This is a genomic window from Pseudomonas sp. DWP3-1-3b3 (assembly GCF_049896305.1).
Classification (GTDB): domain Bacteria; phylum Pseudomonadota; class Gammaproteobacteria; order Pseudomonadales; family Pseudomonadaceae; genus Aquipseudomonas; species Aquipseudomonas azotoformans_A.
Genome location: NZ_JAFCUA010000003.1, coordinates 23223 through 36892 on the forward strand (window position 1 = coordinate 23223; position 13670 = coordinate 36892).

The 13670-nt window shown below is 61.5% G+C and carries 15 protein-coding genes; 12 read left to right on the top strand and 3 right to left on the bottom strand.

The features are described 5' to 3' along the window. The first annotated feature begins 54 nt into the window (after window positions 1–54). From ACP7BX_RS10070 to ACP7BX_RS10100, 7 genes are all read left to right on the top strand, one after another. Window positions 55–1023, top strand: coding sequence for a GTP 3',8-cyclase MoaA (locus tag ACP7BX_RS10070; protein WP_033901261.1), 969 nt, complete (start codon window positions 55–57; stop codon window positions 1021–1023). A 75-nt stretch (window positions 1024–1098) separates the two neighbouring features. After that, window positions 1099–1704, top strand: a complete 606-nt coding sequence (locus ACP7BX_RS10075) for a DUF4823 domain-containing protein (RefSeq protein ID WP_033901260.1) — start codon at window positions 1099–1101, stop codon at window positions 1702–1704. A gap of 16 nt (window positions 1705–1720) precedes the next feature. After that, window positions 1721–2281, top strand: a complete 561-nt coding sequence (locus tag ACP7BX_RS10080) for a DUF1285 domain-containing protein (RefSeq protein ID WP_426126265.1) — start codon at window positions 1721–1723, stop codon at window positions 2279–2281. 70 nt (window positions 2282–2351) lie between these two features. Continuing rightward, a complete protein-coding gene (locus ACP7BX_RS10085; RefSeq protein ID WP_177004632.1) occupies window positions 2352–3065 on the top strand; it encodes a GntR family transcriptional regulator in 714 nt (237 codons plus the stop codon). Next, a complete protein-coding gene (locus ACP7BX_RS10090) occupies window positions 3062–4063 on the top strand; it encodes an ADP-ribosylglycohydrolase family protein (protein ID WP_177112184.1) in 1002 nt (333 codons plus the stop codon). The genes ACP7BX_RS10085 and ACP7BX_RS10090 overlap by 4 nt, the downstream gene beginning before the upstream one ends. A gap of 77 nt (window positions 4064–4140) precedes the next feature. Beyond that, a complete protein-coding gene (locus ACP7BX_RS10095) occupies window positions 4141–5607 on the top strand; it encodes a purine-cytosine permease family protein (protein ID WP_033901256.1) in 1467 nt (488 codons plus the stop codon). After that, on the top strand, window positions 5600–6517 hold the full coding sequence (locus ACP7BX_RS10100; protein WP_314532673.1) for a PfkB family carbohydrate kinase: 918 nt from the start codon (window positions 5600–5602) through the stop codon (window positions 6515–6517). Before ACP7BX_RS10095 ends, ACP7BX_RS10100 begins: the two co-directional genes overlap by 8 nt. A 65-nt stretch (window positions 6518–6582) precedes the next feature. On the opposite strand, the gene ACP7BX_RS10105 is transcribed toward ACP7BX_RS10100, so the two are convergent. The 3 genes from ACP7BX_RS10105 to ACP7BX_RS10115 form a co-directional block, all read right to left on the bottom strand. Further along, entirely contained in the window at window positions 6583–6846 is a 264-nt protein-coding gene (locus ACP7BX_RS10105; RefSeq protein WP_314532676.1) for a hypothetical protein, read from the bottom strand. Window positions 6847–6897: 51 nt separating this feature from the next. Beyond that, window positions 6898–7230 carry a hypothetical protein gene (locus ACP7BX_RS10110; RefSeq protein WP_061449285.1) on the bottom strand — a complete coding sequence of 111 codons (333 nt, stop codon included), beginning with the start codon at window positions 7228–7230 and terminating at the stop codon, window positions 6898–6900. An 85-nt stretch (window positions 7231–7315) separates the two neighbouring features. Beyond that, window positions 7316–8506 (bottom strand): MFS transporter, encoded by a 1191-nt coding sequence (locus tag ACP7BX_RS10115; RefSeq protein WP_426126269.1) that lies wholly within the window; start codon window positions 8504–8506, stop codon window positions 7316–7318. 184 nt (window positions 8507–8690) lie between these two features. Between ACP7BX_RS10115 and ACP7BX_RS10120 the strand changes: the two genes are divergently transcribed. The 5 genes from ACP7BX_RS10120 to araH all read left to right on the top strand — a co-directional run bounded on the left by ACP7BX_RS10120 (window position 8691) and on the right by araH (window position 13641). Then, window positions 8691–9170 (top strand): GNAT family N-acetyltransferase, encoded by a 480-nt coding sequence (locus ACP7BX_RS10120; RefSeq protein ID WP_010208407.1) that lies wholly within the window; start codon window positions 8691–8693, stop codon window positions 9168–9170. A gap of 157 nt (window positions 9171–9327) precedes the next feature. Further along, the gene (locus ACP7BX_RS10125) at window positions 9328–10149 is read left to right on the top strand and encodes an SDR family oxidoreductase (RefSeq protein WP_426126271.1); all 822 of its coding nucleotides are present in this window, start codon (window positions 9328–9330) and stop codon (window positions 10147–10149) included. Between the two features lie 32 nt (window positions 10150–10181). Then, a complete protein-coding gene (locus tag ACP7BX_RS10130) occupies window positions 10182–11162 on the top strand; it encodes a substrate-binding domain-containing protein (RefSeq protein ID WP_033901250.1) in 981 nt (326 codons plus the stop codon). Next, on the top strand, window positions 11159–12658 hold the full coding sequence (gene araG / locus ACP7BX_RS10135; RefSeq protein ID WP_426126274.1) for an L-arabinose ABC transporter ATP-binding protein AraG: 1500 nt from the start codon (window positions 11159–11161) through the stop codon (window positions 12656–12658). The genes ACP7BX_RS10130 and araG overlap by 4 nt, the downstream gene beginning before the upstream one ends. A 17-nt stretch (window positions 12659–12675) precedes the next feature. Then, complete coding sequence (gene araH / locus ACP7BX_RS10140; protein ID WP_426126276.1) at window positions 12676–13641, top strand: L-arabinose ABC transporter permease AraH; 966 nt, start codon at window positions 12676–12678, stop codon at window positions 13639–13641. Window positions 13642–13670: the final 29 nt, after the last annotated feature.

Consider the following 13670-nt stretch of genomic DNA (forward strand, 5'->3'; position numbering starts at 1 on the left):
TGATTTATCAGTCAGCTTTTAGCGCGCCCGAATCATCCTCTGCCGGAGTGATCCATGATCGTTGATCGTCAAGGCAGGCGTTTTCGCAATTTGCGGATCAGCCTGACCTCAGCCTGCAATTACGCGTGTACCTACTGCGTGCCCAACGGCAAGCGGCTGGTGGCTGCCCAGGACGAACTCTCCGCCGAGGCCATGGCCCGTGGCGTGGCTTACCTGATCGAGGCGGCCGGCATCGACCGCCTGCGCATCACCGGCGGTGAACCGTTGGTCAGCCCCAAGCTGGAAGCCTTCATGGGTGCCGTCGGGCAAATGGGCTTGAGTGACATCAGCCTGACCACCAATGGTCAACTGCTCGCGCGCAAACTGCCGCTGTTGGTTGACGCCGGGATCAAACGCATCAACGTCTCCCTCGATACTCTGGATGCGGACGCCTTCCGCAGCATCGCCCGTGGCGGCGACCTGGCCACCGTGCTCGACGGCATGGACCAGGCCCGCGCTGCCGGAATCAAGATCAAGGTCAACATGGTGCCATTGCGCGGCCAGAACCTCGACCAAGTGATGCCGTTGCTCGAGTACTGCCTGGAGCGGGGTTATGAACTGCGCTTTATCGAGCTGATGCGCATGGGCCACCTGGCCAAGGATTCCAACGCATTCCTGCAGCAATTTGTCAGCCTGCAACAACTGCTCGGCCTGATCGGCGAACAGCATGAATACCTGCAAGCCAGTGCGCCCATTGACGCGACGGCGGTACGTTATGAAATACCCGGCAAGGGCTATTTCGGCGTCATCGCCAACGAAAGCGTGCCGTTCTGCCGGACCTGCTCGCGGTTGCGGTTGTCGTCCACGGGTTGGTTACATGGTTGCCTGTCGTCGAGTAACCGCCACTATGTCGGCGACCTGCTCGACAAGCCTCGCCACCAAGCATTGCCGGCGCTGCAGGGCCTGTTGATGAAGGCGTTGGGCGACAAACAGGAAGTCGCCTTCTCCGGTGGCGCGACCATCATGAAGATCATCGGCGGCTAGTGTTCCAAGCTGGCGCAGAACCTGCATCTCACGCCCATTCGCCGGTTTTCCGTCACCGGCTTCTGGAGGATTAGGATGCGTAGTCTGGTTTTGTTGCTGGCGTCGTTGACGCTGAGTGGTTGCATGACCGTCAGCGATATGGCCGAAGGCACCCGCTATCAGATGAGCGATGCCGGTTTGCTGGATCACAGCGATACCCGTCGCACCGCCTCGGTTCGCATACAGCCGGATTCTTTCGTGTTTATCGCCCAAGGCGCCTTTGTGCCGCCGGGCAGCGCTTATCCGCGTCCAAACGTGGTGGCCGAGGAAGCCTTCAATGGTTTCATCGAGTATTTCCCCATGGTGCGTCGCGCCCGTCAGCCGGAAGGCCTGGAGCAGGCAATGTCCGAAGCCCGCGCAGCCGGCGCTCACTACCTGCTGTACTGCCGTTTCGCCAAGGCGGATGACCGTATCGGCAACGCCGATGAATGGGCGGATCAGGAAGCCCTCGACCGCGTCGGGTTGGACAGCGGCGTCATCCAGATCATGTTGATCGAGACCAGCACCCAGTATTTGATTGATACTGCACGTATTCGCAGTCGTGGCGGTTTACTGACGTTCCACGACAACAAGCCAGAAGATCTGATTGCCCGCCCGCTGCGCCAGTACGCTCGCAGTCTGCTGGGCATGAGCGATCAATAAGCACCAGGAGAACCCCATGACCGATTCCGCCAAGGCCAACGATCTGTTGGCCCAACTGCCCAAAGGCAAGGGGCCGGCGCCGGTACATCTGTGGAACCCGGACTTCTGCGGCAACATCGACATGCGCATCGCCCGCGACGGCACCTGGTTTTACCAGGGCACGCCGATCGGGCGTAAGCCGATGGTCAAACTGTTCTCCAATATCATCCGCCGCGATGGCGATGATTACTTCCTGGTCACTCCCGTGGAAAAGGTCGGCATCAGCGTCGATGATGCGCCGTTCGTGGCGGTAACGCTGGAGGTCGAAGGGCAGGGCGAAAGCCAGGTGCTGCGCTTTACCACCAACGTGGACGATCAGATCGAAGCGGGCCTTGAACACCCCTTGCGAGTGGTGATCGACCCAATCACCCAGGAACCTGCGCCCTATCTGCGGGTGCGCACCAACCTCGAAGCCCTGGTGCACCGCAACGCGTTCTACCAATTGGTGGAGCTGGCGGTGAGCCGTCCGATCAACGGTCAGAACTGGCTGGGCGTCTGGAGCGGCGGCGAGTTTTTCCGTATCGGCCTGGAGCCCTGAGGCCGGTTTTTTCATCTCCCTGAAATAATTCGCTTGCTGCAAACGACCGCTTTCGGTTATCAATTTGTACATGATTAGACATGTTCGATTTGATAAGAAAAAACGCGTCGTCGACGAGCTCATCCGCCGTATCGAGGGTGGGGTGATGGCCGACGGTTTCCTGCTGCCGGGCGAGCATCAATTGGCTGAAGAGTTTGCCGTCAGCCGTGGCACCCTGCGCGAAGCCCTCGCCGAGCTCAAGCGACGTAACTACATCGCGACCCAGAGCGGCGTCGGCTCCATCGTCACCTTTGACGGCATGGTGCTCGACCAACGCAGCGGTTGGGCCCAGGCCCTGGCTGACACAGGGGCGCGAGTGAACACCGACATCCTGCGCCTGGAAGCGGTGACCCGTCCCGACCTGTTCAGCCGTTTCGGCAGTGACCAATTCATTGCCCTTGATCGCCGTCGCCGCACCACCGACGGCACGGCGGTCTCGCTGGAACGCTCGTTGATGCCCGCGTCCGGCGGCCTGGAAAGCCTGCCTAAAGTCGGCCTGATCGATAATTCCCTGACCATCACCCTGGCTGCCTACGGTTACGTCGGCGCCGAAGGTGACCAATGGATCGGCGCCGAACCCCTCAGCGACGAAGACGCCGAACTGCTCGGCCGCCCTGCGGGCACGGTGTTTCTCAAGGCCTCACGGACCACCTACGACCGCCGTGAGCGTTTCATGGAGCATGTCGAAAGCTTGCTCGACCCTCTGCACTTTCGCCTGCACCTCCAGTTTGGAAACTCGAAATGACCCCGCACACTCGCGCCCTGGGCGCTTTCTACGGCTTGGCGTTGGGCGATGCCCTGGGCATGCCGACCCAGTCCTTGAGCCGCGAGCAGGTCCGCGCGCGTTTCGGTGCCATCACTGGCCTGGAAGACGCCGACGCCGACCAGCCGATTGCGCCGAACATGCCCGCCGGTTCCATCACCGATGACACCGAGCAGGCGATTCTGGTGGGCGAGTTGCTGGTGCAAGGGCAGGGCGTGATCGAGCCGACGGTGCTCGCCCAGCGCTTGATCGACTGGGAAGCGGTGATGCGCGCCAAGGGCTCGCAGGATCTGCTCGGCCCGTCCACCAAGCGTGCGATCGACATGATTCTCGCCGGTCACACACCGGAAGAGTCCGGTCGTTATGGCACCACCAACGGCGCTGCGATGCGCATCACCCCGGTGGGGATCGCCGCCGATGTCAGCGACCCGGCGCGGTTTATCCAGGCGGTGATCCAGGCCTGCCAGGTCACCCATAACACCACCCTGGGGATTTCCAGCGCGGCGGCGGTGGCGGCGGTGGTCTCGGCCGGCATCAACGGTGTGGACCTGGGCGAAGCCCTGAACATCGGCACCCAGATTGCCCAGCAAGCGGAAGGCCACGGTCACTGGATTGCCGGCGGGCGTATTTCCACGCGCATCAGTTGGGCGCGCACCCTGAGCGTCGGCAGCGGCGACAAAGCTCTGTTCGCCGACTTGCTGTACGAATTGATCGGCACCTCCGTCGCGTCCCAGGAGTCGGTGGTGGTCTCGTTCGCCCTGGCCCAGCAAGTGGCCGTGGGCGAGTTGAACGCCCTCGAAGCGCTGTGCCTGGCCGCCAGCCTTGGCGGCGACACTGACACCATTGCCGCCATTCTCGGCGCCATGCTGGGCGCGTGCCTAGGCCTGCAGTGCTGGCCTGAGGCGATGATCGAACAGGTCAAGCAGGTCAATGGCCTGGAGTTGCAGCCGCTGGTTCAAGAGCTGTTGAAAATGCGCTGAGTCAGGACGACCGGAACACGATTCGCTTTGTACCCCTGCCACAACCACAACAATACAGGCACCAGGAGCACCCCCTCATGAGCAGCACCTCTTCCGGCCAAAGTGCCGGGCAATTGGAAACACGCGGCATCGAACCGGTCCCTGAAGGCGAGTGCAACGGGCACCCGCTGCAACTGTTCTGGGTGTGGTTCGCCGCCAACATCAGCATCCTCGGCTTACCGCTCGGCGCCACGTTGGTGGCGTTTCGCGGCCTGGCGATCTGGCAGGCGATTATCGTCGCGATCCTCGGCGCTGCCGGTTCGTTCGCGGTGGTGGGCATCATCTCCATCGCCGGTCGTCGTGGACGTGCGCCGAGCCTGACGCTGTCCCGCGCCATCTTCGGTGTGCGTGGCAATATCGGGCCGACGCTGGTGTCGCTGATGTCGCGCCTGGGCTGGGAAACGGTCAACACCACAACGGCCGCCTTTGTGCTGCTGTCGTTGTGCTCGATCCTGTTCGGTTCGCCGGTGGAGGCGAAAAGCGCGCCGGTGCTGACCCTGATCTTTATCGCGATCTTCGTGCTGCTGACCCTGTCGGTTTCCGGCTTGGGCCACGCCACTTTGCTGGTGATTCAGAAGTGGGCCACCTACGTCTTCGGCGCCTTGAATATCCTGGTGGGCGGCTTCCTCTGCGCCACCATCGATTGGAGCGCGGTGTTCAACGCGACCCCGGCACCGTTGAGCGCGATGATCATCGGCGTCGGTACCATGGCTGCCGGTACGGGGATCGGTTGGGCGAATGCCGGTGCCGACATGTCGCGCTACCAACATCGCAGCGTCACGGCTGTGCGCCTGGTGGCCTCGGCCGCGTTTGGCGCGGGCATTCCACTGGTGTTGCTGATCACCCTCGGCGGCCTGCTGTCGGTGGGCAACAACGACCTGGCCTCAGCCACCGACCCGATCGTCGCGATCCGCGACATGCTGCCGACCTGGATGGCGGTGCCGTACCTGATCACCGCGTTTGGTGGCCTGCTGTTGTCCAACAACCTGTCGGTGTACTCGGCGGGCCTGACCACGCTGACGCTGGGGCTGAAGGTCAAGCGCGTGCATGCAGTGATCGTCGACATCGTGGCGATCTTCGCCGGCTCGATCTACTTCATGTTGATCGCCGACAGCTTCTACGGCCCGTTCATCACCTTCATCTCGTTGCTGGCCGTGCCGATTACGGCGTGGGTCGGCATCTTCGTGGTCGACCTGATCCACCGTCACTACTACAGCCCCAAGGACCTGCTGGACGTGAGCCCAAGCAGCGCCTACTGGTATCGCGGCGGTGTGGAATGGCGTGCGTTCGGCGCCTGGGCGGTGGCGATCGTGCTGGGCTTCAGCTTCACCACCATCGGTACCACGGCCGAAAACATCTGGTTCGCCGGGCCTTTGTCCGACTCCTGGCTGGGCCACAATGGTCTGGGCTGGATTGTCACCTTCGTGGTGGCCGGCGGGATTTATGCAGTACTGGGTGGCGCAGCTGACCGTCGCCCGGCTTTGGTAGAGCGTCCTAATGTCTAGATTGCTGCACACAGGCCAGGTCATCGTCGACCTGGTCATGGCCCTCGATACCTTGCCCGCCACCGGCGGCGACGTGCTGGCGCAATCGGCCAGCTTTGAGGCCGGAGGGGGCTTCAATGTGATGGCGGCCGCGCGGCGCAATGGGTTGCCGGTGGTTTACCTCGGCCGTCATGGCAATGGGCGCTTTGGTGACCTGGCCCGTGCGGCGATGCAGGCCGAAGGGGTGGAAATGGCCCAGGCGGCCAGCACCGATAAAGACACGGGTTTGTGTGTCTCGCTGACCGAAGCCACCACCGAGCGCACCTTTATTTCCCATCTCGGCGCTGAAGGTGACTTGAGTGCCGAGGACCTGGCGCGCGTGGTCCCGCAACCGGACGATTACGTGTATGTCAGCGGCTATAGCCTGTTGCTGGAAGGCAAGGCGCAGGCATTGCTCGACTGGCTGCTGGCGCTGCCGCGAGCGATCACCGTGGTGTTCGATCCGGGCCCGTTGGTCAAGGCGCCGGATTCCGCGCTGATGGTGGCGTTGCTACCGCGTATCGATATCTGGACCAGCAATGGGCCCGAAGCCCTGGCATTCACCGGAGCGGGTACGGTGGCGGATGCGCTGGCCGATCTCAATCGTCACCTGCCCGTGGATGCCTTGCTGGTGGTGCGGGATGGACCGAATGGTTGCTGGGTCAGCCGCAATGGCCAGGCGCAGCATGTGCCGGGGTTCAAGGTAAAGGCGGTGGACAGCAATGGCGCGGGGGATGCGCATGCGGGGGTGTTTATTGCGGGGTTGGCGGACGGCCTGACGCCGTCTCAAGCGGCACGTCGTGCAAATGCAGCAGCTGCGCTCGCCGTAACGCGCTGGGGCCCGGCGACCTCCCCAGGCACCGCCGAAGTGGATGCTTTATTAGCTGGCTGAACGCGGACAAAACTGTGGGAGCGAGCAAGCCCGCTCCCACATTATTGGGTTTTGCATTTAGGCTGCTAGTGAGTCTCAGATTCCAACTTACGCGCCTCATCCACCCCGGACGCCGTCAGCTTGATCGGCAGATTCAACGCGTACTCACCGGCCGCGTCAGTGGTCACATGCCCATCCTTGATCAACCCACGGTCCTGCAGGAACGCCAAGACACTGGCCACCTCTTTTTCGCCGCGGTAATTATCCAGCACCTCCTTGCCCAGTCCTTGCGGATGAGCGTGCAGCAGGCGGGTGAGGACTTCTTTCTCAAGGTTTCTATCGACGTTCATGCGTACCTCTTCACTGGGAAATGATCGGGTGTTCGTGTTGCGTTCGATGGATCAAGGCGCGGGTTGTTTCGGCGCCCCCGGGACGTTGGAATCATCGCCCTTGTTGATATTGGGCTGGTTGATCGCCGGGCCCATTTTGCCGTTGCCGACGGCAGCAGGCGCTTGGCGTTGGGTGTCATTGCCCTGGGTGCGCGGGTCGGCGCCGGGCTGGATGACCGCGCCACCGTTGGTGTCCATGCCGGTACCCATGGATTTCTGCGACTCAGTGGTGGCATTCGGCGTTGGATCGGTTGGCCCGGTGGTCGAGCTGGCGGCAAAGGCGCTCAGCGACGCAGCAGACAACAGGCCTGTGAGGGCGAGGGCAGCAAACTTGGAATTTTTCATGAGGGTGTCTCCATATGATTAATGTCCTTACCCTCTATTGGTCAGCCCGGCCTTGGTGTTCGTGCCTGGGTGGCGACGAACGGTCTTAGCTCACCTGTAAGATTTTGTGTGACGAGGCCCGCCGCCAGATCAGTCTCGCGAGGCTGATCAACCAATTGAGCAACGCCACGGCCGTCACACTCAGCAGCAACGATTGCAGGCCATACTCGACGATGATCCGCCCCGCCAGCATCGGGAACCCGAACACCCCGACGAAGTACCCGAGGCTGAACAGCAGCAACGCTTGGGACGTGGTGCCAGCGGGGGCTTCATTGGCCACCAGCCCGTTGATCACCGAGTACGTCAGTCCATAACCCACGCCCAAGGTGATGGCGGCGAGCAGGTAGCTGAAGGTCCCCGACACCGTGAAGCCGAACATCAACACCGACACCAGCATCAGCCCCGAGAGTACGCACGCCGAGCGATAGGCATCACGCTTGACGACAAGCCCTGCAATCAACAAACGGCTGCTAATCGCCGCGCTCAGGAAACCCAGAAAGAACAGCGAATAGTCCAACGAATGCGCCGCTGCGTAGCTGGTCTGGAACGAGGACAACCCGCCGAACACACAACCGCCCAGGCCGACCATGATGATCGCGAACACAGCTTTTGATGACAGCACCTGGCGCGTGGCACGCCAGGAGATTTTTGCCACTGCTACGTCTTGCTTGAGATGGGCACCCAGTCGCCAGAACATCACCACACCGACAAGGCTGGCGCAGGCAGCGATGTAGAACGCGCTGGTCAGCGGCAGCCCCAACGCGCTCGCCGCGCGCCCAAGCAAGGGGCCGGCCCCGATCCCGCTCATCATGCTGCCGGACAATAACGCAAAGTACTTGGCCCGCTGTTGCGGTTCTACCAGCAGGGCCACGATGATCGGCCCCAAGGTATAGAACACTCCCCAACCGAGCCCAAGCGCCAGGCCAAACCCCATCAAGCCCTGGCCGAATCCAGGCATCAGGGCAAAACCCAGGCACGCCACCACCAACAGCAGGCCCATTCCCGCAATCGCCCGCGCCGCGCCCAGCGCATCAGCTAAATGCCCGGAGACCACCACCGCCACAAAGGTGCTGAGCATTGCCATGGAGATCACACTGCCTGCATCGTGCTCGTTGCCGCCGCGCGTATGAATCAGCAACGACAACAGAAAGGTCGAGCCGTAAGACAGCGACAACAGAAAACTGGCGAGGCAAAACAGGGCGAACAACGGCGTGCTCACTGCAGATTTGGAATGCATGGGATGGCCTGGAAGTCATTGGAGTTATGCCGGACGTTTTACCATGCACCTCTTGGCCGATTGTTGTGGGGTTGCTGGTGCCAGCGTTACCTGTGGGCGGAGTAAGGGCACGTCGTGAAATTGCACTGCAATCCGTCACGAAAGCGCCTTAGTATGTGTGCTTTGAAATTGCCAAGGCTCGCCCATGACCATCGAGATTCGCCCCGCCGTGCCCAGCGATGCTGCGCAGATCCTGACGTTTATTACCGAGCTTGCCGAGTACGAAAAAGCCCGGCACGAAGTGATCGCCAGCGTGGTGGACATCGAGCGCAGCCTGTTCAGCGAGGGCGCCACCGCCCATGGCCTGATCTGCTTGCGCGACGGCTTGCCGATTGGTTTTGCGGTGTTCTTCTTCAGCTATTCCACCTGGTTGGGCAGCAACTGCCTGTACCTGGAAGACCTTTACATCAACCCGGAACAGCGCGGTGGCGGGGCGGGCAAGAAGCTGCTGCGCCACTTGGCGAAGATCGCCTTCGATAACGGTTGCGGGCGCTTCGAGTGGAGCGTGCTGGACTGGAACGAACCGGCGATTGCCTTCTACAAGTCCATCGGCGCCCAGCCCCAGGAAGAGTGGGTGCGCTACCGCATGGAAGGCGACGCACTGCGCGACTTTGCCCTCGGCTGACGGAGAAGGCCCTACAAATAACCGGCGACGATTCGCCGGTTTTTTTGTTTTTATGCTCACTATGTGGGATGCAAATTTATATATTGAGATATTTCAAATGATGGGTTTATAGTCGGCTGCATCAGCACTCACTACCAAAAATAAAACAGGTGAAGCGATGCAGGCACAACCCTTGTCACTCCCCGCCGTGCCCGAGCCTACCTACGGCGAGCGGCTCAAAGGCAAAGTGGTGATCATCACCGGCGCCGCCCAAGGCATTGGCGAGGCGATCGTCGCGTGTTTTCAGGCGCAGCAGGCGCGGTTGATCATTGCGGATATCCAGGGCGAAAAGGTCGAGAAGGTCGCCGCCTACTGGCGTGAGCGCGGCGCCGACATTTACGCGCAGGCCGTCGACATCACCTCAAAAGATCAATGGCAGGCGCTGGTCAACCGGGCCATCGAGCGCTTCGGTCGGGTGGATGTGCTGGTCAACTGCGCCGGGGTCAATGTGTTCCGCGACCCGCTGGAAATGACCGACGAAGACTGGCGCCGCTGCTTCGCCATCGACCTCGACGGTGCCTGGTTCGGCTGCCGCGCGGTGTTGCCGCACATGATCGAGCAGGGCATCGGCAACATCATCAACATTGCGTCCACCCATTCCAGCCACATCATCCCCGGCTGCTTTCCCTATCCCGTGGCCAAGCACGGCCTGCTCGGCCTGACCCGCGCCCTTGGTATCGAATACGCACCCAAAGGCATCCGCGTGAACGCCATTGCGCCGGGCTACATCGAAACCCAGCTCAACGTCGACTACTGGAACGGTTTTCCCGACCCCCACGCCGAGCGCCAGCGCGCCTTCGACCTGCACCCGCCCAAGCGCATCGGCCAGCCGGTGGAGGTGGCGATGTCGGCACTGTTCCTGGCGACTGACGAGGCCCCTTTTATCAATGCAACCTGCCTGATGATCGATGGCGGGCGTTCTGTGATGTACCACGACTAAAGCGTTTTCCAATAACAAGAAGGAGGTGGTCCATGTTCAAGAAGACTCTAGGCACCCTGGCGCTGGCAATGGCGTTCAGCAGCGTGGCGCTCGCCGAAGAAGTGAAGATCGGCTTCCTGGTCAAGCAAGCGGAGGAACCCTGGTTCCAGACCGAATGGGCCTTCGCCGAAAAAGCCGGCAAGGATCAAGGCTTCACGGTGATCAAGATCGCCGTGCCGGACGGTGAAAAAACCTTGTCGGCCATCGATACCCTGGCCGCCAATGGCGCCAAGGGTTTCGTGATCTGCCCGCCGGACGTGTCCCTCGGCCCGGCGATCATGGCCAAGGCCAAGCTCAATAACCTCAAGGTGTTGGCGGTGGACGACCGTTTCGTCGACGCCAAAGGCAAGCCCATGGAAGACGTGCCTTACGTCGGCCTGGATGCCTACAAGATCGGCCAGAAACAAGGCGAAGCCATGGCCGCCGAAGCCAAGCATCGCAACTGGGATTGGAAGGAAACCTACGCCGTCATCAACACCTTCGATGAGCTGGAAACCGGCAAGAAACGCACCGACGGTTCGGTCGAAGGCCTCAAGGCTGCCGGCTTGCCCGCCGACCACATTCTGTTCAGCGCGCAGAAAACCCTCGACGTGCCCGGCAGCATGGACGCCACCAACTCGGCCCTGGTGAAACTGCCCAGCGGCGCGAAAAACCTGATCATTGGTGGCATGAACGACAGCACCGTACTGGGCGGCGTGCGCGCTACCGAAAGCGCCGGTTTCAAGGCGGCGAACGTGATCGGCGTGGGCATCAACGGCACCGATGCGATTGAAGAGCTGAAGAAAACCGACACCGGCTTCTACGGCTCAATGCTGCTGAGCCCTGACGCCTCCGGCTACAAAACCGCCAGCGCCATGTTCGAGTGGGTCACCAAGGGCACCGAGCCTGCCAAGTTCACCGCGTTGGACAACGTGACCCTGATCACCCGCGCCAACTTCAAGGAAGAGTTGAGCAAAATCGGGCTGTGGAAATGACCGGCGCGGCCTTGCGCTTCAACGGCATCGGCAAGGAATTTCCCGGTGTGAAAGCCCTGGCGCAGATCAGCTTTGAAGCGCGGCCGCGCGAGGTACATGCACTGATGGGCGAGAACGGCGCGGGCAAGTCGACGCTGCTGAAGATCCTTGGTGGTGCTTACTTGCCGAGCAGTGGTTCGCTGCAGATCGGCGAGCAGACCATGGACTTCAAGTCGGCCGCCGACAGCATTGCCAGCGGTGTGGCGGTGATCCACCAGGAGCTGCACCTGGTGCCGGAAATGACCGTCGCCGAGAACCTGTTCCTTGGGCATTTGCCGACGCGTTTCGGGGTCGTCAACCGCAGCCAGTTACGCAAGCAAGCGTTGGCCTGCCTCAAAGGCCTGGCGGATGAAATCGACCCGGACGAAAAGCTCGGACGCCTGTCCCTCGGTCAGCGCCAGCTGGTGGAAATCGCCAAGGCGTTGTCCCGTGGCGCCCATGTGATTGCCTTCGACGAACCCACCAGCAGCTTGTCGGCGCGGGAGATCGACCGCTTGATGGCGATCATCACGCGCCTGCGGGATGAGGGCAAAGTCGTGCTCTACGTGTCGCATCGTATGGAGGAAGTGTTCCGCATCTGCAACGCGGTGACGGTGTTCAAGGATGGCCGTTATGTGCGCACTTTCGACGACATGAACGCGCTGACTCACGACCAACTGGTGACTTGCATGGTCGGTCGCGATATCCAGGACATCTACGATTACCGGCCACGGGAACAGGGCGAAGTGGCGCTGAAGGTCGAGGGTTTGCTCGGCCCAGGCCTGCGTGAGCCGGTCAATCTGCAGGTGCACAAGGGCGAGATTCTTGGTCTGTTCGGACTGGTTGGGGCAGGGCGCACGGAGCTGTTTCGGTTGCTCAGCGGGTTGACCCGCAGCACCGCTGGCAGCCTGGCACTCTGCGGGCAAACGCTGCGCTTGCAGTCACCCCGTGACGCCATCGCCGCCGGCGTGCTGCTGTGCCCGGAAGACCGCAAGAAGGAGGGCATCATTCCGCTGTCCAGCGTGGCCGAGAACATCAACATCAGCGCGCGTGGTGCCCATTCCACCTTCGGCTGGCTGCTGCGCGACGGCTGGGAAACCACCAACGCCGACCGGCAGATCAAGGTGATGAAGGTCAAGACGCCCAACGCCGAACAGAAAATCATGTACCTCTCCGGCGGCAACCAGCAGAAGGCCATTCTCGGTCGCTGGCTGTCGATGCCGATGAAGGTGCTGCTGTTGGACGAACCGACCCGTGGCATCGACATCGGCGCCAAGTCGGAGATCTACCAGATCATCCACAACCTCGCCGCCAGCGGTATTGCGGTGATCGTGGTGTCCAGCGACTTGATGGAAGTGATGGGTATCAGCGACCGCATCCTGGTGATGAGCGAAGGCGCCCTGACCGGCGAACTGACTCGCGACCAGGCGGACGAGGCTCGGCTGTTGCAACTGGCTCTCCCGCGTTCGCGGGCTTGAAGAATTCGAGGTGAATGATGTCTGAGGTAAAAACTGCAAAGGGCTTCTGGCCGGGTTTCAACCAGCGCAAGTTCCTCGATGACTGGGTGATGCTGCTCGCCGCGTTGGGCATCTTTGTGCTCAGTGCGTTGTTTATCGATAACTTCCTTTCGCCATTGAACATGCGCGGGCTGGGCCTGGCGATTTCCACCGTGGGTATTGCGGCGTGCACCATGCTGTTCTGCCTGGCGTCGGGGCACTTCGACTTGTCGGTGGGCTCGGTGATTGCCTGTGCCGGCGTGGTCGCGGGCATTGTGATCCGCGACACCGACAGCGTGGTGCTCGGCGTGTCCGCTGCATTGGCCATGGGCCTGGTGGTGGGGCTGATCAACGGCATCGTCATCGCCAAGCTGCGCATCAACGCGTTGATTGCGACCTTGGCGACCATGCAGATCGTACGCGGCCTGGCGTACATCTTCTCCAACGGCAAGGCCGTCGGCGTGATGGACGAAGGCTTCTTCGTGTTCGGCAACGGCCAACTGATGGGCGTGCCGGTGCCGATCATCATCACTGTGCTGTGCTTTATGTTCTTTGGCTGGCTGCTCAACTACACCACCTACGGACGCAACACCATGGCCATCGGCGGTAACCAGGAAGCGGCGTTGCTGGCGGGCGTAAATGTTGATCGCACCAAGATCATCATCTTTGCCGTGCACGGCTTGATCGGTGCGTTGGCTGGGGTGATCCTCGCCTCGCGCATGACCTCGGGCCAGCCGATGATTGGCCAGGGCTTTGAGCTGACCGTGATCTCGGCGTGCGTCTTGGGCGGCGTGTCGCTGAGCGGCGGCATCGGCATGATCCGTCATGTGATTGCCGGGGTGCTGATTTTGGCGATCATCGAGAATGCGATGAACCTGAAGAACATCGACACCTTTTACCAGTATGTGATCCGGGGTTCGATCCTGTTGCTGGCCGTCATCATCGACCGCATGAAGCAGCGCTGATTGGGTCATAATGCTCGCCGTTTTCGTAC